Source organism: Coprobacter fastidiosus, assembly GCF_982245605.1.
Genome location: NZ_CEVCIF010000035.1, coordinates 18,457 through 39,581 on the forward strand (window position 1 = coordinate 18,457; position 21,125 = coordinate 39,581).

Genomic DNA, 21,125 nt, shown 5'->3' on the forward strand with positions numbered 1-21,125 from the left:
GTAAAAATATGAAGTTACCACAGGTCAATATAAAAAATAAAAGAGCATCTTTTGATTATGAGTTGCTTGACACATATCAAGCAGGAATAGTTCTTACCGGAACAGAAATAAAATCGATTCGTCTTGGAAAAGCCAGTTTGGTAGATACGTTTTGTTTTTTCAATAACGGAGAGTTATGGGTTAAGAATATGTATATTGCAGAATATTTTTACGGAACCTATAACAATCATCAAGCGAGAAGGGACAGAAAGTTATTATTGACAAAAAAAGAATTGCAAAAGATACAACGTCTATCTAAGGAGTCCGGTTTTTCTGTAATTCCTACGAAAATATACATTAGTGATAAAGGTCTGGCAAAAATCATTGTTGCTGTTGCGAAAGGTAAAAAAGTATATGATAAGCGAGAGTCGATAAAGGAAAGGGAAGATAAACGCCAAATAGATCGGGCATTTAAGCGTTAATAATTTTCTCACAAATAATAAAAATCTTTTTGTCTGGATATAACGTTGTAGCGAATATATAGATGTTTCCTCCGTCTTTTATTTTTGACTTTTTTCGTAATTCTTCTGTTGTTATTGGGAAATTTCGGACTGTAATGTTAGCTGAAGGATATTGCATGGAAAGTTCCTTTAAGACTTTGCCCGAAAAAGGTATAACTTCCTTTACAGTAAAAATACGACCGGGAAAGTCCGTTATAAGCTTATTAGATGTATATAAGTGGCTGTTTTTATGTATTTTAGATATAGAAAAAGAAATAGCTACCGATTTGAATGCCCCAGCTTTCAAAATAGAAGAATTAGGTTCATATAAGTAAGACTGAATCGAAGTTACAGATTGTAATAAAGGAAGATTTTTCTCATTTTCTAATGTGAAAATGTAATTTTCCGGTTGTTGTACAGGACTCAAGTTGACACAATTAATAGAGATCTCATCTTCTGAAAAATGGTTGTTGATGATAAAAAATAGTTCTTTACATTCATTTTTTACAGAGATAACATGTACCTCCTTAACAAATTTCAGATCTTGTATAGCTCGACTAATATCAATCATAGGAGATGACTTCAATAAAATTACTGGAGCTTTTTTCAATAATATGCTCTGCAATTCTATTATGTCGGGTTCGCAGTCTCGCAAATCATATAATCGTTTGTTTTCCGAATTACGTCTAGCCGGATCGATATAAAACGCATCAAATTTTACATTGCATTCGAGAATAAATTTTAGACTATCTGAACAAATTACTCGGATATTGTTTTTTTGCAATACATCGAAGTTATATTTTGCCACATCACAATATAATGGATAACGTTCTATATAAGTAACTTTTTCTGCTGAAGCGGCAAAATAATAGGAATCTATACCTAATCCGCCAGTCAAATCACATATTGATTTATATTTCGATCCTATAATACATTGTTTATATTTGGCAGTAATTTCAGATGATGCTTGTTCGGCAGATAAAACAGATGGAAATAATAACTTCTTGTTTTGATTCCAAAGAGGTAATTTACTTTTAATTTTTTGTCTGGATTCTATTTGATCAATAGCAAAAGAGAGATTAAAATTCAGATTTTCAAATCTCTTTAATCGAAGCTTCATCGGATTTTCTTGTGAGTACTTTTCTATAAAGTCAAATAAATTATTTACAATATCCATGTATTTTTAAGCAACAAATTTTTTATCAAAGATACGTTTTTATTGCTTTAGATACAAATCTTCTATTGTTACATAATTATGATTATGTTAAATAGAAAAGCTAACTTTACCTCTGTACGATCTTGAAGAATTATTCCAAAGTTATTAGGTAAATAAAAAAAACTATTAGATCGTTTAAATCTATATTTAAGAGTTTGTGCTTCCTGACATTCTTTCGATAATATAAACAAGTAAAAAACCTGCAATCATAAGAATTATTGCCTGCCAGACATATACATTCGGTAAAATATTTTGTTCGACTAAAGGTTTAATAGCGCCATGACTATCTACAAATGTTTCTAATGTCTTTTTCCACGGCCAGACTTTATTTAACGATCCCAGCATAAAACCTGTCAAAGTGGCAATTGTTATATCATGAAATTTACGTAACAAATAAGATAAAACATTGGAAAACAGTACTAATCCTATGGCTGCACCACAGGCAAAGACAATGATAATTGTAATATCTAATGATTTTACGGCATTCATGATAAACTCATATTTACCTAATAATAATAGAATAAAACTACCTGAGATTCCGGGCAATATCATTGCACATATAGCAATAGCTCCACATAAAAATATGAATGACAGATTTTCTGGTGTTTGAGATGGAGTTGCGATTGTTATATAGTACGCGATCCCTACTCCTATAATAAAAGAGAACCAACGTTTCCAATCCCAAACTTGGATTCTTTTGGAAACAAAATATGTCGATGCAATAACTAAACCGAAAAAGAAAGCCCATACTAATACCGGATAGTCATCTAACAGAAAAGTTATAAGTTTAGCCAAAGAGAAAACACTTATGAGAATGCCTAATATTACAGAAAGTAAAAAGTTTCCATTAATATTATTCCAAAAGCTTTTCAATTTAAATGTAAAAAGAAGTTTTAAAGTTTTAAGATCAACGCTTTTTATGGAATTAATCAATTCTTCGTATATCCCCACAATAAAAGCAATAGTTCCCCCTGATACTCCGGGTACGACATCTGCAGCACCCATTCCCATTCCTTTTAAAGTCAGTATCGTATAATCTTTAATATTTCTTTTCATTTTTGTTATAAGTTATAAGTCTTCGTTTAAACCTTCTTTTAGAATCTTTTTTAATTTATCGATTATTTCCTTAGTTTGTTCTAGTTCTTTACGGTTTTCTTCAGATATATCTTCAACGTTATCGATTTGTAATGTTGTTTCATCTAATTGTCCGATCATATTTACAGCCTTTTCTTGATCACCTGAATTAAAATGAGCAAGAATCAGCTTAAAAGTTAATTTTACATTATAAATATCAGTAGATAAAGCCTGTTCATAATACGATATTGCTGTATTATAATCAGAATTTTGAGAGGCTAAATCTCCTAAAAGAACAAGTACATCTTGATTTTCTGGATTCAATTTTGCAGATTGTTCTAAAAATTTTTTACCTTCTGTAAACTCTTTTATTTCGACATATATTTCTCCGAGAAAAGCTAATGCATCAGCATCTTTAGGCTCTAGTTCAATACTTTTTCGTAAGCGTTGAATTGCGTTAGAAATATCACCTAAATCATAGTAATTAGATGCCTGTTGATAATATAAATTAGCATTATCAGGAGTATATGATAATGCTTTATCCAAATATCGGATAGCATCTTCATTTTTTTCTAGTTTAGTAAAACATTCTGCAATTAATTCATAAATCATAGACTTGTCTTCAATTACATCTAATAACTCTTTAAATACTTCTATTGCCTGAGCGTAATTTTCATTGTCATATAGACAATATCCTTTAAAGGAAAGAATGGTTTCATCCCCTTCTTTGGCCGTTAGGGCAAAATCACAAGCATCAACAGCTTTGTCATAGTCTTTTTTTAAGGCATGTATTTTGGCCGTGTTAAACCAATCGACATAAGAATAAGGATCTCTATCAAGCAAAATATCATATACAGATAATGCAAGGTCATATTCTTGACGATCTTCGTAAATGAGAGCCAATTCTCTCAACACTTCACTTCCATTTGCCAATACTTTATCTGCCGCAAAAATAAAATCTTTCAGTTCATCTATATATCCGAAATCTAAATACATATCTATAATGTCAAAGCAAAGATCGACAGACATTTCATCTGAGGACAACAAGCTGCTCAACAATGAAATAGCTTGTTCTCCATTTGCTTGAATAAAACTCAATTCTGCACAAATCAAAACAGCATCTACCGAGTCGTGAGGTATAGAATAAATTTGTTTTTCAGCTTCCTCTACGCAATCAAGACATAAAAGATATTTGGCTCTTTTAATTCCTAAACTCATGCTTCCTGGATGCATGGACAAACCACGCTCTATTACTTCCAATGCTTTTTGATAAAGATCTCGTATTTCATACTGATATGCTATCTCTTCTAGATCATCTGCATCAAAATAGTAGTTCGCATGATCTTTTACCATCTGTTCATATCGGATCAATAACTCAGGACGTTTATCTTCAGACATGTATTTGTTTTTAAAAATCAGGCTGTTGAATTTCTCTGATAAAAGAAATTCAACAGCCTCAGTATTTATTATTTTTATATTACTTCCCTTTTATTTTTTCCCAACTATCTTTTAACGATACAGTACGGTTAAAAACCAGTTTATCCGGTTTAGAATCTTTGTCCACACAAAAATATCCTGTACGTTGAAATTGAAATCTGTCTCCTGGTTTTGCATTTTCAAATAAGTAAGGCTCTATCCGGCAATTATTCAAGATTTTTAAAGATTCAGGATTTAGCAATTCTCTGAAATCTTTTTCTTTCTCTTCTGACGGATTTTCTACACAAAATAAGCGATCATAAAGTCTTATTTCTGCAGACTTACTGTATTCTACAGAAACCCAATGCAGAGTGCCTTTGACTTTTCGTCCGCTTTCGGGCATTCCGCTTTTGGTCAATGGATCATATTCACAATATATCTCTTTAATTTCCCCATTTTCACCTTTTTTACAGCCTGTGCATTTTACAATGTAGGCTGATTTTAACCTAACTTCTTGTCCCGGTGTCATGCGGAAAAATTTTTTCGGAGGATTTTCCATAAAATCGTCTCGTTCAATATATAATTCACGAGTAAACGGAATTTCATGAAAACCTGCAGATTCATCTTCCGGATTATTCTCCGCCTTCATATATTCTACCTGATTCTCCGGATAATTGGTAATGATGAGTTTTACCGGATTTAAAACAGCAGATACACGATTAGCCGTTTTATTTAAATCTTCGCGGATACTATGTTCAAGCAAAGAAACACTTATAAGTCCATCGTATTTGGTATATCCTATTCTATCGATGAAATTTCGTATTGATCGAGGGGTATATCCACGACGGCGTAGACCACAAATAGTCGGCATTCGGGGATCATCCCATCCTGATACAAGCTTTTCTTGCACTAATTGCAATAATTTACGTTTACTCATTACGGTATATGTCAAATTAAGCCGATTGAATTCCATTTGCCTGGGACGATATGTCTCATCGGCCAATTGATCTACGAACCAATCGTATAACGGCCTGTGAACCTCAAATTCCAATGTACAGATAGAGTGCGTCACACCTTCGAAATAGTCTGATTGACCATGAGCAAAATCATACATCGGATATGCATTCCAAGTATTTCCCGTACGATGATGTGGATGTTTAATTATCCTGTACATAATAGGATCTCTCATGTGCATATTGGGCGAGGCCATATCTATTTTTGCCCGTAATACCATAGCGCCTTCCTCAAATTCGCCTCTATTCATTCGTTCAAACAAATCTATATTTTCCTCAATAGGACGGTTTCTGTAAGGGCTTGGAGTCCCCGGTTGTGTAGGGGTACCCTTTTGTTTCGCTATTTCTTCGGCAGATTGTTCATCGACATAAGCTTTCCCTTCCTTAATCAGACGAAGTGCCAAATCCCATAATTTCGGAAAATAATCTGATGCGTAATAAAGTCGATCCCCCCAATCAAATCCTAACCAATGTATATCTTCTTTGATTGAATCTACATATTCGACATCTTCTTTAACGGGGTTAGTATCATCAAAACGAAGATTACAAGTTCCCCCAAATTTTTCAGCGACACCGAAATCCATACAAATGGCTTTTGCATGACCTATATGCAAATAGCCGTTAGGCTCCGGTGGAAAACGAGTATTTAATCGTCCCCCATTTTTCCCTGCCGCCAAGTCTGCTTCAATTGCAGCTTCAATAAAATTCAGGCTTTTCTTTTCCTCCTCATTATTCTCTATCTGTGTCATATTCTTACTAGATTACTGAATATTGCTGTGTTTGACCTGCATAAGATCTTAAACAGGCTTTTATAAAATGCAAATATAATTAATTAAGTGTAATAATATCTGCCATTATTGATTTTTCTATAAATATATTTTTATCGAATATGTAAATATTTGTGTGTTTGTAGGCTCAATCGCCATTCTGGATTTTTTTTGATAAATTCGATAACTTCTTTTGTGTTTTGCATAGAACAAGGTTGCAGCATTTTATGTTTGCATGAATATTGTTTATAAACGCTCATATCTTGGCTTAAATAAACAACTTTTAGTTCATCCATTTGTTTACGGACACAATCTTTCTTAGGGCTGCAAGTGATCCAATCACACCAACGTGTAACAGCATCGAATCCTTTGGTCAAAGTTCCGTTTGTTTCTATTTGCAAATAAAATCCTTGAGCTTTTAAAAGTGATAGGAAACAGTCATCTAATTGCATTGATGGCTCTCCTCCTGTTAAAACAACATGCTTTGCAGGAAATTTTCGTATAATATCGAGAATTTCTTCATCAGACATGATCTTGCCCAAAGAATGATCTGTATCACAAAATTCACAATTTAAATTACATCCGGAAAAACGAATAAAAATAGCTGGAACTCCCGTATAGTATCCTTCTCCTTGAATACTGTAAAATATTTCATTAATCTTTTTCATAAATAGCAATATTTCCTTCAGATTCTTGTACCTCTACCCGAAAGCAAAAAGGAATTTGATCACATACCCAACGAGCAATATTCTCGGCAGTAGGATTAAATGGTAAAATTTCATTCAGATTTTTATGGTCTAATTTTTCGTGTATGAGTTTTTTGATTAGCGAAAAATCCGTAACCATTCCATCTTGGTTCAATGTTTCTGCACGACAGAAAATCGAAATTATCCAATTATGTCCATGTAAAGAAGAACATTTACTTTCATAAGACAGATTTAAATGATGAGATGCCGATATTTCTAATGTTTTTTTGACTATATACATAGTTTTCTTTTTCAAAGTTTCTTTTTCTAAAATCCGTGCCAAAAATAACAGATAAATCGGAAATATAAAAACCTTGAAAAATTAAAAAAGCCCAGCTTAATATTGGGCTTAAATAAATATCAAAATAGTCTGTATTTTTAGTCTTAAAGATTCAGAACCATTATTACGGTAGATTCCAATTTTTTTCATTATAATAACGCATTAGGTGATTGATGGCTTCTTGTAAGTCTTCACGTAATTGATGATTCATTTCATGTATATGAATGCGTTTATGTTCATTCATTTTTTGTAACAAGTATTTTGAAAAAAGTTGCTCCATATTATTTTCCCCCAATTTATCGTTAAATCCTATGGTTATACTGTCTGTGTGTTTGATTACATAACCGAACAATATATCTTCAGACCGTTCCGGATTTATTGACCGAACTTCATAGTACTCAGGATTATCCATTGTTTCAGTGCAGGGAGGAACTGTAGATTTTAATAATTGCCGTGCTGTGCTGAATGCGTCATTTACAACTTCCATAATTATCGATTTTTATTTCATATTTATTATAATACAGTCCAACACGCTTTTTGTTCAATAATTACTCATTTTATAATCCCGAGCATATTTTATATCTTTGCAGGGCTACTAATTTTAATGAATTTTTCAAGTGATATATCCACATAATTTTGAGCAAAAAATAGGATTCGACAAGATCCGCCAACATATAGAAAATAAATGCTTAAGTACGCTCGGTATAGATCGTGCAAAAAAAATGGTATTTATAAGTGATTATGATACTATTGCCAGAAAACTTCACGAAACTGAAGAGTTTGTTCATATTCTCCAAGAAGAAGACGAATTTCCTGCAAATTATTTTTTTGATGTACGTCCGGCACTTAAAAGAATACGGGTGGAAGGAACTTTTTTGGATGAATCTGAGTTATTCGATTTACGTCGATCACTTGAGACTATAAAGGGGATTGTTTATTTCTTTCTGAACAAAGAGACTGAAGAAAATACACCTTATCCATATCTTCAGAAATTGGCGGGAGATGTAACGGTTTTCCCGCAAATTATCATAAAAACCGATCAGATATTGGATAAATTCGGACATATAAAAGATAATGCTTCCCCTGACCTACAACGTATTCGTCGTGAGATAACGGCAACTTTATCCGGAATATCTAAAAGTCTTAATTCTATTTTGAGGATCGCTCAAAGCGAAGGTGTAGTTGATAAAGATGTAACACCAACAATGAGGGACGGACGACTGGTTATTCCTGTTATTCCTGCCTATAAAAGAAAGATTAAGGGTATTGTCCATGATGAATCAGCAAGCGGAAAGACAGTATTTATAGAGCCAGCAGAAGTGGTTGAGGCAAATAATCGCATTCGTGAGCTTGAAAGTGATGAACGGAGAGAAATTATTCGCATTTTAACCTCCTTTGCCAATGAATTACGTCCGTACACTGAAGAGATATTCCATTCTTACGAATTTCTTGCTGATATTGATTTTATTCGGGCGAAGGCATTATTTTCAATTCAAATCAACGGATTATTGCCTACATTTGAAGATTGTCAGCAGATAGATTGGTATCATGCTATACATCCTTTATTATTTTTGTCACTTCAAAAGCAACAAAAGCAAGTCGTTCCATTAGATATAACTTTAGATCATAAAAACAAAATTCTCTTGATCTCAGGACCTAATGCTGGAGGAAAGTCAGTCTGTTTAAAAACTGTGGGATTACTGCAGTATATGTTACAATGCGGACTTCTGATTCCGGTTTATGAAAATTCACGAACAGGAATCTTTGATAGTATATTTATTGATATTGGAGATGAACAGTCGATAGAGAATGATTTAAGTACTTATAGTTCTCATTTGACAAATATGAAATTTTTTGTCCGAAATTGTGATGACCGTACAATATTGTTGATTGATGAATTTGGGGGCGGTACAGAACCTCAAATCGGAGGAGCAATAGCAGAAGCCTTATTAGATCGATTCAATAAGAAAAATTCATTCGGTGTTATTACAACTCATTATCAGAACTTGAAGCATTTTGCTGAAGATACTCCAGGTATAATAAATGGAGCTATGCTTTATGATCGGCATTTAATGCAACCACTATTTAAGTTGTCAATAGGAAATCCCGGAAGTTCTTTTGCTGTAGAAATTGCTCGGAAAATCGGATTGCCGGAAGATGTAATTGCTGATGCATCCTCTAAAGTCGGTTCTGATTATATTAATATGGATAAGTATTTGCAAGATATAGTTCGAGATAAACGGTACTGGGAAAATAAAAGACAAAACGTTCGGTTACAAGAGAAGCGCTTAGAAGAAATTACATCTCATTATGAGAATGATATAAAGGCTATAGAAAAGCAAAGAAAAGAGATATTAGCCGAGGCAAGAAAAAATGCAGAGAATATTTTATCCGAAGCAAATGCACGTATTGAAAACACAATACGTTCTATCAAAGAAGCTCAGGCTGAAAAGGAAAAAACAAAAAAGATTCGGAAAGATCTGGAAAAATTCAAAGAATCTATAACGACAGAGGCGATAATAGATGATAAAATCAGTCGGAAAATACAGAAAATAAAAGAAAGAGAAAAGCATAAAAGAAATAAAATATTTACTAATAGTGAGAATATTGCATTCGATTCCAATGTGATAGCAGTCGGAGATGCGGTCAAAGTAAAAGGTCAAGCTTCTATTGGTGAGGTAATGGAGATTCAAGGAAAAAATGTAGTGATCGCATTCGGAATGTTGAAATCGACTGTTAAAATCGATCAACTCGAAAAAATAAGTAAAAATCAGATAAAGAGGGAGAAAAATATAAAAGCGACATTTGTCAGTGAACAGACCGCAGATGATATGCGGGAGAAAAAATTAAATTTTAAGCAAGATATAGATATTCGAGGATTGCGCGGTGATGAAGCGATACAAGCGGTTACCTATTTTATCGATGATGCCATTCTTGTCGGATGTTCTAAAGTCAGGATTTTGCATGGTACAGGTACAGGAATATTACGCCAACTTGTACGTCAATATCTTAGAACTGTTCCGGGTGTGAAACATTTTCAAGACGAACATGTACAATTCGGCGGTGCAGGAATAACAGTTGTCGATCTGGAATAAATCCAGATGACAACCGGTTTATTAGGGCATTTAATAAATGCCTTCGTCTTTCACAAAAACATATAATGTAGATCTGGATACTCCATATTTTTCAGCTATTTTCCTGACAGATACCCCTTGAGCTCTCAGATCGACAATTTCATCCCGTTTGTGTTTCAATAATTTCATCTTGGGAGAGCATCCTTGTCTGCGTCCTAACACAACACCTTCTGATTTCCGTAACGCTAAAGCTTCTCTCGTTCGAGCAGAAATCAAATTATGCTCTATTTCTGCAACAAGGCCAAATGCAAAACCCAACACTTTGCTATTGATATTGTTATCAAAAGCATAACCATCTTTTACACTATAAACAACAACTTCTTTGCGAATACATTGGTTTAAGATAGACATGATCTCCAGCAGAGTCCGGCTTAGCCGGGATAACTCTGTGACGATCAGAATATCTCCTTTGGTTAATCGTCTTAATAAGGTCCCTAATTTTCGATCACTACCCTTTTTTTTCCCACTGGCGACCTCTGTGTACCATTTGTCTACCGACAAATTCTTTTTTATGGCGTATTTCTTAATTTCTTCGCATTGATTTTTCAGATGTTGTTTTCCGGTACTAACTCGTAAATATGCCACTACCATTTTTCTATACTTTTCACTATACGCACTTTAAAATAAGCTATAAACATGTGTGATTTAGAGATAATATGTTCTATCTGTAGAATAAAGACCGACAATTTGTCGGTCACATTTTACAAAAATAGTATTTATTTGATGAAAACATAAGAAAGTGCTTAATATTATAAGATTTTTCACACATGAATACTTTTTGCCAGAATAAAAACTTTCTGTATGTTTGTATAAACAAGAGAAATAAAATCTGATTTATGCGCAAGTTCACACCATTTAGAATAGCTTGTATTGTTTTATTATGGATATACCTTTGCTATTTATTAATCAAGGGATACGGAGAAGTCAATTTACGAGTTTTTTTAGTCATTATCGCTTCAGGAATCATTATTTTTGTTCCTATATATAAACGCAATCGGAAATAATTGCAAAGACAGGACATAAGAATCCCTAAGAAATATTATCGTTTCATCTAATAAAAAGCTACATTTGCAACTGCAAAAGTTTATTTAAATATGGCGATCATAAAAGAGCAATTACTCTCGACAATATATAATCCGGATGATTTACGGAAACTTTCTCCTGAGCAACTACCGCAGATCTGTACAGAATTAAGACAATTTCTTATAGACGAACTATCTTGTAATCCGGGACATTTCGCTTCGAGTTTAGGCACTGTAGAACTTACCGTTGCATTGCATTATGTATTTAAGACTCCTTATGATCGAATTGTGTGGGATGTCGGTCATCAGGCATATAGCCATAAGATTCTTACCGAACGTAGAGACAAGTTTTTTACCAATAGAAAGTTTAAGGGACTAAGCGGATTCCCTTCTCCTTTTGAAAGCAAGTATGATACTTTTACGGCCGGACATGCGTCCAATTCAATATCAGCAGCTTTAGGAATGTCTGTTGCGGCTAATTTAAAAGGTGAAAATGATAGAAAAGTCATTGCTGTTATCGGAGATGCAGCAATATCCGGAGGATTAGCTTTTGAAGGATTGAATAATGCATCTATTAATCCGAATAATTTATTGATTATATTGAACGATAATGATATGGCAATAGATCATAACGTTGGTGCATTAAATCAATATTTGGTAAATATAACAACTTCCCCAAGTTATAATAAGCTACGGTATGATATATATCGCACATTGGTGAGACTCAAACTTATTTCGGCAGAACATCGGGGCGCGATTTTACGTTTCAATAACAGTATCAAGGCTTTGATCAGTAAACACCAAAATATTTTTGAAGGGTTGAATATCCGTTATTTCGGACCGATTGATGGGCACGATGTAAATTATATCATTCGTGTACTGAATGATATAAAAGAAATGTCAGGACCTAAACTATTGCATCTGAAAACCATTAAAGGGAAAGGATATGCTCCTGCAGAAAAAGCTGCGACGGTATGGCACGCTCCGGGCAAATTTAATAAAATAACGGGTGAAAGATTTATTGTTAAAGATAATAATCTGCCTCCTCTCTTTCAAGAAGTCTTCGGACGTACATTGGTAGAATTAGCAAGAGAGAATAAAAAAATTGTCGGTATTACTCCTGCTATGCCTACAGGGTGTTCAATGACCTATATGATGTCAGAATTTCCTGATCGCACTTTTGATGTGGGTATAGCTGAAGAACATGCTGTTACTTTCTCCGGAGGATTGGCTAAGGAAGGTTTGATCCCTTTTTGTAACATCTATTCTACTTTTATGCAACGTGCTTTTGACGAAATAATACATGATGTTGCTATCCAAAATCTTCATGTAGTTTTTTGTCTTGACAGAGCCGGACTTGTAGGTGAAGATGGTGTGACACATCACGGAGCTTTTGATTTGTCTTATTTAAGATGTATTCCTAATATGACTATTGCATCTCCTATGAATGAGCATTACCTTAGACATTTAATGTACACGGCTCAGGCTAAAGAAACAGGAGTTTTTGCTATCCGTTATCCTCGAGGGCGGGGATCTCTCGTAAATTGGCACTGTACACCAATGATACTGGAAATAGGGAAAGGCCGGAAACTTTCTGATGGAGAGGACATTGCTCTCATCAGTATAGGTCCTATAGGAGTATCGGCGCAGAAGGCTATAATAAGGGCAAGACAACAGGGTGTTTCTGTAGCCCATTACGACATGATATTTTTAAAACCGATAGATGAAGAATTATTACATGAGATCGGAAAGAAATATTCACGGATTGTTACAGTAGAAGATGGAAGTATAAAAGGCGGACTGGGTATGGCTGTTATTGAATTTATGGCTGATAACGGGTATGTTCCCAGAATAAAACGAATAGGTATTCCCGATCAGTTTATTGAGCATGGAACTATTCCTGAACTCTATAAATTATGCGGTATGGATGAAGATAATATCGTTTCTCTTTTGACATCTGTATGGTAAGAAATCAAGAATCGTAAAATTAAAATATACTTTTAAAGACTTAATATCCTCTATGAAAATAATAATTGCGGGTGCAGGTGAGGTCGGTACTCATTTAGCAAAGTTGCTTTCTAAGGAAGAACAAGATATCATTTTGATTGATGCAGATATAGAAAAACTACAATGGATCGATTCTAATTATAATTTGATGACTGTTGCCGGGTCTCCGACTTCATTCAAGGTTTTAAAAAAAGCCGGAGTCAATAAAGCAGATTTATTCATTGCCGTTATGCCATTCGAATCTCGAAATATTACGGCATGCACATTGGCAACTAAATTAGGAGCAAAAAAAACGGTTGCCCGTATTGATAATTACGAATACCTGTTACCTGAAAACAGAGCTTTTTTTCGGGAGTTAGGAGTCGACGAACTCATATATCCCGAAATGTTGGCAGCAGAGGAAATTGTTACGGCATTGAAAAGAACTTGGGTAAGAAATTGGTTTGAATTATGCAAAGGGGAACTTATTTTGATAGGTGTTAAATTACGGGAAAAAGCACAAATACTCAATCACAAATTATGTGATCTTACCCGACAGAACAATTACTACCATATCGCTGCCATAAAAAGGAATGAAGAAACTATTATTCCACGAGGTAATGATGAGTTGCAACTTAATGACATTGTTTATTTTACTACAACTCCAGATCATATTCAAGATATTCGTGAACTGACAGGAAAAACTGAAGTAGATGTACGAAAAGTAATGATTATGGGGGGCAGCCGTATAGCAATACGGCTTATCCATATTGCTCCAGAATATATAAAAATGAAACTAATTGAATGTGACCGGGAAAAAAGTTTCAAGTTAGTAGAAAAAATGCATGATACCGTTATTATTCATGGAGATGCAAGGGACATCGATTTGTTGAAAGAAGAAGGCATAAGAGATACCGATGCTTTTATTGCTCTTACAGACAGCTCCGAAACAAATATTTTGGCTTGTTTAACAGCTAAAAGACTGGGCGTAGCAAAAACCATAGCAGAAGTAGAAAACATTCCGTTTATTTCTACCGCAGAAGGATTAAATATCGGTTCGATTATAAATAAAAAATTGATTGCTGCCAGTAGGATTTTTCAGCTATTACTTGATTCGGATTCCTCGAATGTGAAATGTTTGGCTTTAGCTGATGCCGAAGTCGCCGAATTAGTTGCAAAAGAAGGGTCAAAAATAACAAAAGCACCAGTCAAAGACCTTACGTTACCTAAAGATCTCACATTGGGAGGATTAATCAGGGATGGAAAGGGTATTATTGTGAATGGGAATACGCAAATTCAGGCAAATGATCATGTTGTCGTATTTTGCCTGGATACAGCTATCCGTAAAATAGAAAAGCTTTTCAATTAATAGTTTTAATATGTCAGAAATAAATTTTCGAATAGTAGCACGAGTAATAGGCATATTATTATGTTTTGAAGCACTTTTTATGCTATTGCCGTTAAGCGTTGCAATATATTATAATGAAAGTGATATATATGCATTCTTACTGACTATCGGCATCACGGCGGTTGTCGGACTATGCTCTACATTTATTTTTAAAAGACATAGCAAGCAAATGGGTAAAAGAGAGGGGTTCTTAATTGTTTCTACTTCTTGGGTTTTCTTTTCTTTATTTGGAATGTTACCGTTTCTTATTCATGGAGATATTGATAATATTACGGATGCTTTTTTTGAAACTATGTCCGGATGTACGACTACCGGTGCCACGATACTGGATGATATAGAAAGTTTACCGCATGGGATTTTGTTTTGGAGAAGCTTAATGCAATGGCTCGGAGGTATGGGTATTATATTATTTACATTAGCTGTTCTTCCTATGTTAAATTCTGGAGGAGGAATTCAACTATTTAATGCAGAAGTTCCGGGTATAACTCATGATAAACTTAGACCGAGAATCAGCGAAACGGCAAAACGTTTGTGGATAGTATATTTAAGTATTACGGTTTTATTGATCGTTTTGCTGGTATTAGGGCCAATGAATTTCTTTGATGCGGTATGTCATGCCTTGACAACTACTGCAACCGGTGGATATTCGACAAAACAGAATAGTATCGCCTATTGGGATTCTGCATATATCGAATATGTCATTATCATATTCATGTTGATCTCAGGAATAAATTTTTCGTTAGTTTATCACGCTGCTCTGGGTGATTATAAAAAGTTATTGCAAGATGAAGAAACCAAATGGTTTTTATTTGTTGTTTTATTAGCCACAGCTGCTATTGCTGCAGGATTATTTATTAGCGGACAAATATACGGGAACGCCGAAAAAACAATTCGTACAGCACTTTTTCAGGTATCGACATGTATTACGACTACGGGATTTGCTACAGCCGATTTTGCTAAGTGGGGACCGTTTTTTAATGTCGTTATATTTTGTATTATGTTTTTTGGAGCTTGTGCTGGATCTACAAGTGGTGGAGCTAAAACTATACGAATGGTCGTTGTGCTGAAAAATACGGCAAATGAATTTTATCGACACCTCCATCCTAACGCAGTTGTTCCTGTTCGAATCAACCGGCGAGTTATATCTTATGATCTTGTGTCTAAAATATTGGCATTTCTTTTCGTGTATGTGCTGATTATGGCAATAAGCGCCCTTATATTATCGTCTTTAGGACTGACATTTGAAGAATCTTTTGGATGTACACTTTCTTGTCTTAGTAATGTCGGTCCTGGATTCGGACGAATGAGTTCAGACTTTTCTTTTGAAATCATCCCTACGTTTGGGAAATGGGTACTGTCTTTTGATATGTTGATCGGACGATTAGAATTATTTACGGTATTGATTCTTTTCAGTCCGTATTTTTGGAAAAAATCATAAACGCTAACGAGGAAATATAATTAAAACTTTTTCGTATTTTTGTCTGAGATAAATACACGTTGATAAAAAGCATGATTAAGAAAAAAACAGAAAAAGTATCTTCTAACAAGGAAGATTCTATTTCAAAAAAAATATCGGTCTTCCTAAAAAGTGAAAGGACTCATTTTGTGATAGGTATTCTCTGTGTAATGTTCGGGGTATATCTGTTTATTGCCTTTCTTTCATTTTTCTATACCGGAAATGCCGATCAAAGTAAATTAGAGAATTTACCATTAAACGAATTGAGCAGTATAAAGAATGAGATACGTAATTGGACAGGAGCTTTTGGTGCATATTTATCAGACTTGCTTATTAACCAATGGGTCGGAATATCCGCATTCTTTATTTCTTTTTTTATTGCTAAAGTCGGCTTAAAGCTGATGAAAGTGAAAGATTTTTCAATTACAAAATCATTAGTTTATACTTGTTCTCTTATTATCTTAGGCTCTTTGATTTGCGGGTTCTTTTTTATTGATAACTATAAAGACTCATATCTTTTTTTAGGGGGCTATCATGGTTATTACATGACACTGTTATTACAGGCAAATATCGGATGGACAGGAACTTTATTATTCATTCTTACAGGTATATTGATATTTTTGGTCGCAATAAGTGCCAAAACCGTACCATTTTTACGTAAAATATTTTTGTTAGATATTAAACGAAAAAAGAATATTGAAGTTTCAGAATCAGAGGATAATAAAATCTATCAAACATCTCTTGAGAATAAAGATTTAGTAAATAAACCGATTCCAATTTCTGAAGTATTAAACTCTGATATTGAAGATGAAACTGATATGGCCGAATCTGAAGGTTGTACCGACAAAACAGATCATCATGAAGAAAACTTTTTTGAGATTGTTCCAAAACAAGAAGAGACATTAGTTAAAGAAGATACAATCCAGGAAGATAGATCGGGAGAACCGGAGTTTGTAATAGAGGAAAATATTCAAGAGGAGGAAGAAACATCGAACAGTGAAGAATTAGGAGAATACGACCCTACTTTAGACCTTTCACGTTATAAAGCCCCATCTTTCGATCTTTTAAATAAGTATGAAGGAAGTGATCGTCAGATCGATATGGATGAACAAAACGCGAATAAAAACCGAATTATCGAAACCCTTGAAAATTATGGAATTCGCATTAGTTCGATTAAAGCGACAGTCGGTCCGACTATTACACTTTATGAAATTGTTCCAGAGCCGGGTGTCCGGATTTCAAAAATACGAAATTTGGAAGATGATATAGCTTTAAGCCTGGCAGCTTTAGGTATTCGAATTATCGCTCCTATTCCGGGAAAAGGAACTATTGGTATTGAAGTGCCCAATAAGGATCCTCAAATAGTTTCGATGTATTCTGTTATTGCCTCTAAAAAATTTCAAGAATGTAGATTTGATCTTCCTGTAGCTTTAGGAAAGACCATTACCAATGAGATTTTTATGGTAGATCTTGCCAAAATGCCTCATATTCTTGTTGCTGGTGCTACGGGACAGGGTAAATCTGTGGGGTTAAATGCTATTATTACATCCTTGCTATACAAAAAACATCCTGCACAACTAAAGTTTGTATTGATAGATCCTAAAAAAGTAGAATTCAATATCTATGCAAACATAGAAAGACATTTTTTGGCAAAATTACCAGATGGTGACGAGGCTATTATCACGGATGTGACAAAGGTCGTTCAAACATTGAATTCTATTACAAAAGAAATGGATGACCGATACGATCTATTGAAAAAGGCCCATACCCGTAACATAAAAGAGTATAACTCTAAATTTATAGCACGGAGATTAAACCCCAATAACGGACATCGGTATATGCCTTATATTGTAGTAATTGTTGATGAGTTTGGGGATTTGATAATGACAGCGGGAAAAGAGGTTGAACTCCCGATCGCCCGTATAGCACAATTGGCACGAGCCGTCGGTATTCACATGATTATTGCGACTCAGCGCCCTTCAACTAATATTATTACGGGAGTGATTAAAGCAAATTTCCCGGCTCGTATAGCATTTAAAGTTTCTTCTATGATTGATTCGAGAACGATTCTCGATTGTCCCGGGGCAAACCAGTTAATCGGGCGTGGAGACTTATTGTTTTCACAAGGCAGTGATCTGATTCGTGTACAATCTGCATTTGTCGATACTCCGGAAGTAGAAAAAATTTGTGAATATATAGGAGATCAAGAATCATATCCCACAGCTTATTTGTTACCTGAATATGTGGGGGAAAATGGAGAATCCGGATTAACAGATGTCAATTTGAAAGACCGAGATCCTATGTTTGAAGAAGCTGCCCGACTTATCGTGGCTAATCAACAAGGATCAACATCGCTAATTCAAAGAAAATTCTCTATTGGATATAATCGTGCAGGACGTATTATGGATCAGTTAGAGGCTGCGGGAATCGTTGGTCCGTTTGAAGGTAGTAAGGCTCGGCAAGTTCTGGTTATAGACGATATTCACTTAGAACAAATATTTGAATCTTTAAAATAAATAAAGATAATATGAAAAGATTACTTCTTCTTTTTATTTGTTTGACAATCTACAATGCCTCTTTTGCTCAAAATAAAGCTGGTACATTATTGGATAAAGTTATCGCTCAATACAAAAGTTCTAAAGGTATATCGATAAATTTTCATGTTGAAAATAAAGACCAGAATCAAAGAACAATAGATAAAACAAGCGGGGAAATGAAACTCATGAATAATAAATTTAAAATCATTACTCCGGAAATAATAACTTGGTTCGATGGTAAAAATCAGTGGTCATATGTAAAATCGACGCAAGAAGTGAATCTTAGCAATCCTGATGAATCAGAATTACAAAGTATAAATCCGTATCAGATATTGTCAAATTATAAAAAAGAATTCAAGTATAGTTATAAAGGTAAACAATCGGGAAATGATATTATCGAGCTATCTCCTATCGGAACAGAATCTGATATAAAAAAAATAAGTTTATCAATTCAAGCTGATAAGTTTTACCCTACCGAAATAATAATTTATAATAAGAATAAAACAATTACATCTGTTATTTTGTCTAAGTATCAGACAGGAATGAACTATCAAAACTCGCTCTTTGTTTTTGATAAGAAAAAATATCCCCAAGCCGAGCTGATAGACTTGAGATAAAGATCAAATCAATCAAATAATTAAATATGGAAACAAACGAAAGAGTACGTTGCCTCATTATTGGATCTGGCCCAGCCGGATATACGGCAGCCGTTTATGCCGGAAGGGCAAATCTTGCCCCGGTACTTTATGAAGGAATACAACCCGGAGGACAATTGACAACCACAACTGATATAGAAAATTTTCCGGGATACCCCGAAGGTATCTCAGGAACGGAGATGATGGAAGATTTGAAAAAACAAGCATCCCGTTTTGGCGCGGATATTCGGTACGGAACTGTTACAGCCGTTGATTTCAACAAAACTCCATATCAATTGACTATAGATGGTTCAAATAAAATAGAAGCTGATACCATTATCATTGCAACCGGAGCTTCTGCAAAATATTTAGGACTTCCGGATGAGACAAAATATGCGGGTTTAGGAGTATCGGCTTGTGCTACATGTGATGGTTTTTTTTACCGTAAAAAGGTTGTCGCTGTCGTTGGAGGAGGCGATACCGCATGTGAAGAAGCTGTATATTTGGCACATTTGGCCAATAAAGTATATTTAATTGTCCGGAAAGATTATCTGAGAGCATCTAAGATTATGCAAAAACGGGTAATGGACACTCCCAATATAGATGTCCTTTTCGAGACTCAAACAATCGGATTATTCGGTGAAAATAGTTTAGAAGGAGCGCATCTTGTCAAAGCAAAAGACACAGACAGAGAAGAATATATGGATATTGCTATAGACGGATTTTTCTTAGCAATAGGACACAAACCAAATACCGACATATTTCTTCCGGCACTTCACGTAGATGAAAATGGATACATAAAAACTATAGAAAATACAACTGCAACGAATATTCCAGGAGTATTTGCAGCCGGAGATGTGGCTGATCCTCGTTACAGGCAAGCTGTTACAGCCGCAGCTTCTGGTTGTAAGGCTGCAATCGATGCTGAAAAATATCTAATAGAGAACGAATTATAATATTTCTACAAAATAGAGGAAAAGATTACAGATATACAGAAAATGTAATCTTTTCCTTTTTTTCTTTTGAAATTTTACTCGCATCAAAGTTGTCAAAACAAACTATTTTTTTGCCATTTTTTTCAGATTTAAAGACACCTTTTTATTTTTTTTATTTACATTTGTGCTATACAACAGTGTTATTCAGCAAATATGGTCAAAAAAAACACAATAGAGTCGATTATCCGTGAAGATATGGCCGATATGTGGGCATTGCTTAATCCGGATGAAAAACGTATTATAACCGATAACTTTCATATTCAGACATTTAAAAAAAACGAGATGATTTATAGTGAGGGTGAAAAAGCTACTCAGTTGATGTGTCTCATTAAAGGAAAGGTGAAAATATTCAAAGAAGGTGTCGGAGGCAGAAGTCAGATAATTCGTTTGATACGTCCTGTTCAATATTTTGGATATAGGGCCTATTTTGCCGGAGAAAATTACGTGACTGCTGCATCAGCATTCGAAACAGCAACAATCGGTTTTTTACCGATGAATATCATTGAAACTCAGATTAGAAAAAATAATCAATTAGCTTATTTCTTCATAAAGGAATTGGCAATGGATTTAGGCATATCAGACACGAGAACCGTAAATTTGACACAAAAGCATATTCGGGGAAGATTGGCGGAATCTTTACTTATGTTGAAAGATAACTACGGACTTGAAGAGGACGGAGCAACGCTTAGTATTTACATGGCAAGAGAAGACTTAGCAAATTTATCCAATATGACGACCTCTAATGCAATAAGAACTTTGTCTTGTTTTTCCAATGAAAAAATCATCATAGTGGATGGGCGGAAAATAAAGATCATAGATGAAGCAAAATTGCGTAAGATAAGCAGATTCGGATAAAATTCAGTACATTTCATTTTTAGAGAGATAAAAAAATCGGAATATTTTTGTAGGGATATTCAGTAAATGTCCCTAAAAAATAAGATGGCATATGAAGATGATAGCG

17 protein-coding genes are annotated in these 21,125 nt (G+C 34.5%); 9 read left to right on the forward strand and 8 right to left on the reverse strand.

The genetic code is table 11. The annotated features are described in order from the left end of the window. Positions 1–8 precede the first annotated feature (8 nt). Complete coding sequence (gene smpB / locus AC0UMU_RS09765; RefSeq protein ID WP_278583447.1) at positions 9–461, forward strand: SsrA-binding protein; 453 nt, start codon at positions 9–11, stop codon at positions 459–461. On the opposite strand, the gene AC0UMU_RS09770 is transcribed toward smpB, so the two are convergent. The 7 genes from AC0UMU_RS09770 to AC0UMU_RS09800 form a co-directional block, all read right to left on the reverse strand. Then, positions 451–1,656 (reverse strand): class I SAM-dependent methyltransferase, encoded by a 1,206-nt coding sequence (locus AC0UMU_RS09770; RefSeq protein WP_278715579.1) that lies wholly within the window; start codon positions 1,654–1,656, stop codon positions 451–453. The genes smpB and AC0UMU_RS09770 overlap by 11 nt on opposite strands. Before the next feature lie 186 nt (positions 1,657–1,842). Further along, the gene (locus tag AC0UMU_RS09775) at positions 1,843–2,751 is read right to left on the reverse strand and encodes a DUF368 domain-containing protein (RefSeq protein ID WP_009317020.1); all 909 of its coding nucleotides are present in this window, start codon (positions 2,749–2,751) and stop codon (positions 1,843–1,845) included. Positions 2,752–2,763: 12 nt separating this feature from the next. Further along, the gene (locus tag AC0UMU_RS09780; protein ID WP_278715576.1) at positions 2,764–4,167 is read right to left on the reverse strand and encodes a tetratricopeptide repeat protein; all 1,404 of its coding nucleotides are present in this window, start codon (positions 4,165–4,167) and stop codon (positions 2,764–2,766) included. 79 nt (positions 4,168–4,246) lie between these two features. Beyond that, a complete protein-coding gene (locus tag AC0UMU_RS09785; protein ID WP_288641370.1) occupies positions 4,247–5,947 on the reverse strand; it encodes a glutamine--tRNA ligase/YqeY domain fusion protein in 1,701 nt (566 codons plus the stop codon). Positions 5,948–6,078: 131 nt separating this feature from the next. Continuing rightward, a complete protein-coding gene (locus tag AC0UMU_RS09790; protein ID WP_009317023.1) occupies positions 6,079–6,633 on the reverse strand; it encodes a 7-carboxy-7-deazaguanine synthase QueE in 555 nt (184 codons plus the stop codon). After that, positions 6,620–6,952: a 6-pyruvoyl trahydropterin synthase family protein gene (locus tag AC0UMU_RS09795; protein WP_009317024.1), complete on the reverse strand. Its 333-nt coding sequence runs from the start codon at positions 6,950–6,952 to the stop codon at positions 6,620–6,622. Before AC0UMU_RS09795 ends, AC0UMU_RS09790 begins: the two co-directional genes overlap by 14 nt. Positions 6,953–7,115: 163 nt before the next feature. Beyond that, positions 7,116–7,478, reverse strand: a complete 363-nt coding sequence (locus AC0UMU_RS09800) for a hypothetical protein (RefSeq protein WP_022602696.1) — start codon at positions 7,476–7,478, stop codon at positions 7,116–7,118. A gap of 130 nt (positions 7,479–7,608) precedes the next feature. Between AC0UMU_RS09800 and AC0UMU_RS09805 the strand changes: the two genes are divergently transcribed. Further along, the gene (locus AC0UMU_RS09805; protein WP_278715570.1) at positions 7,609–10,086 is read left to right on the forward strand and encodes an endonuclease MutS2; all 2,478 of its coding nucleotides are present in this window, start codon (positions 7,609–7,611) and stop codon (positions 10,084–10,086) included. A gap of 30 nt (positions 10,087–10,116) precedes the next feature. Here AC0UMU_RS09805 and AC0UMU_RS09810 read toward each other — a convergent pair whose 3' ends face one another. Then, positions 10,117–10,716, reverse strand: coding sequence for a recombinase family protein (locus tag AC0UMU_RS09810; protein WP_009317027.1), 600 nt, complete (start codon positions 10,714–10,716; stop codon positions 10,117–10,119). A 503-nt stretch (positions 10,717–11,219) separates the two neighbouring features. On the opposite strand from AC0UMU_RS09810, the gene dxs reads away from it, so the two are divergent. The 7 genes from dxs to AC0UMU_RS09845 all read left to right on the forward strand — a co-directional run bounded on the left by dxs (position 11,220) and on the right by AC0UMU_RS09845 (position 21,019). Continuing rightward, positions 11,220–13,115, forward strand: coding sequence for a 1-deoxy-D-xylulose-5-phosphate synthase (dxs, locus tag AC0UMU_RS09815; protein WP_022602694.1), 1,896 nt, complete (start codon positions 11,220–11,222; stop codon positions 13,113–13,115). A gap of 52 nt (positions 13,116–13,167) precedes the next feature. Beyond that, a complete protein-coding gene (gene trkA / locus AC0UMU_RS09820; protein ID WP_009317030.1) occupies positions 13,168–14,502 on the forward strand; it encodes a Trk system potassium transporter TrkA in 1,335 nt (444 codons plus the stop codon). 10 nt (positions 14,503–14,512) lie between these two features. Beyond that, positions 14,513–15,979 (forward strand): TrkH family potassium uptake protein, encoded by a 1,467-nt coding sequence (locus AC0UMU_RS09825; protein WP_022389952.1) that lies wholly within the window; start codon positions 14,513–14,515, stop codon positions 15,977–15,979. Between the two features lie 71 nt (positions 15,980–16,050). Further along, positions 16,051–18,513, forward strand: a complete 2,463-nt coding sequence (locus AC0UMU_RS09830; protein WP_278715565.1) for an FtsK/SpoIIIE family DNA translocase — start codon at positions 16,051–16,053, stop codon at positions 18,511–18,513. Positions 18,514–18,524: 11 nt separating this feature from the next. Then, positions 18,525–19,151 carry an outer membrane lipoprotein periplasmic chaperone LolA1 gene (gene lolA1, locus AC0UMU_RS09835; RefSeq protein ID WP_022602691.1) on the forward strand — a complete coding sequence of 209 codons (627 nt, stop codon included), beginning with the start codon at positions 18,525–18,527 and terminating at the stop codon, positions 19,149–19,151. Positions 19,152–19,177: 26 nt separating this feature from the next. Next, a complete protein-coding gene (gene trxB / locus AC0UMU_RS09840; protein WP_009317034.1) occupies positions 19,178–20,125 on the forward strand; it encodes a thioredoxin-disulfide reductase in 948 nt (315 codons plus the stop codon). 192 nt (positions 20,126–20,317) lie between these two features. Then, positions 20,318–21,019, forward strand: coding sequence for a Crp/Fnr family transcriptional regulator (locus AC0UMU_RS09845; protein WP_473979926.1), 702 nt, complete (start codon positions 20,318–20,320; stop codon positions 21,017–21,019). The last annotated feature ends 106 nt before the right edge of the window (positions 21,020–21,125 follow it).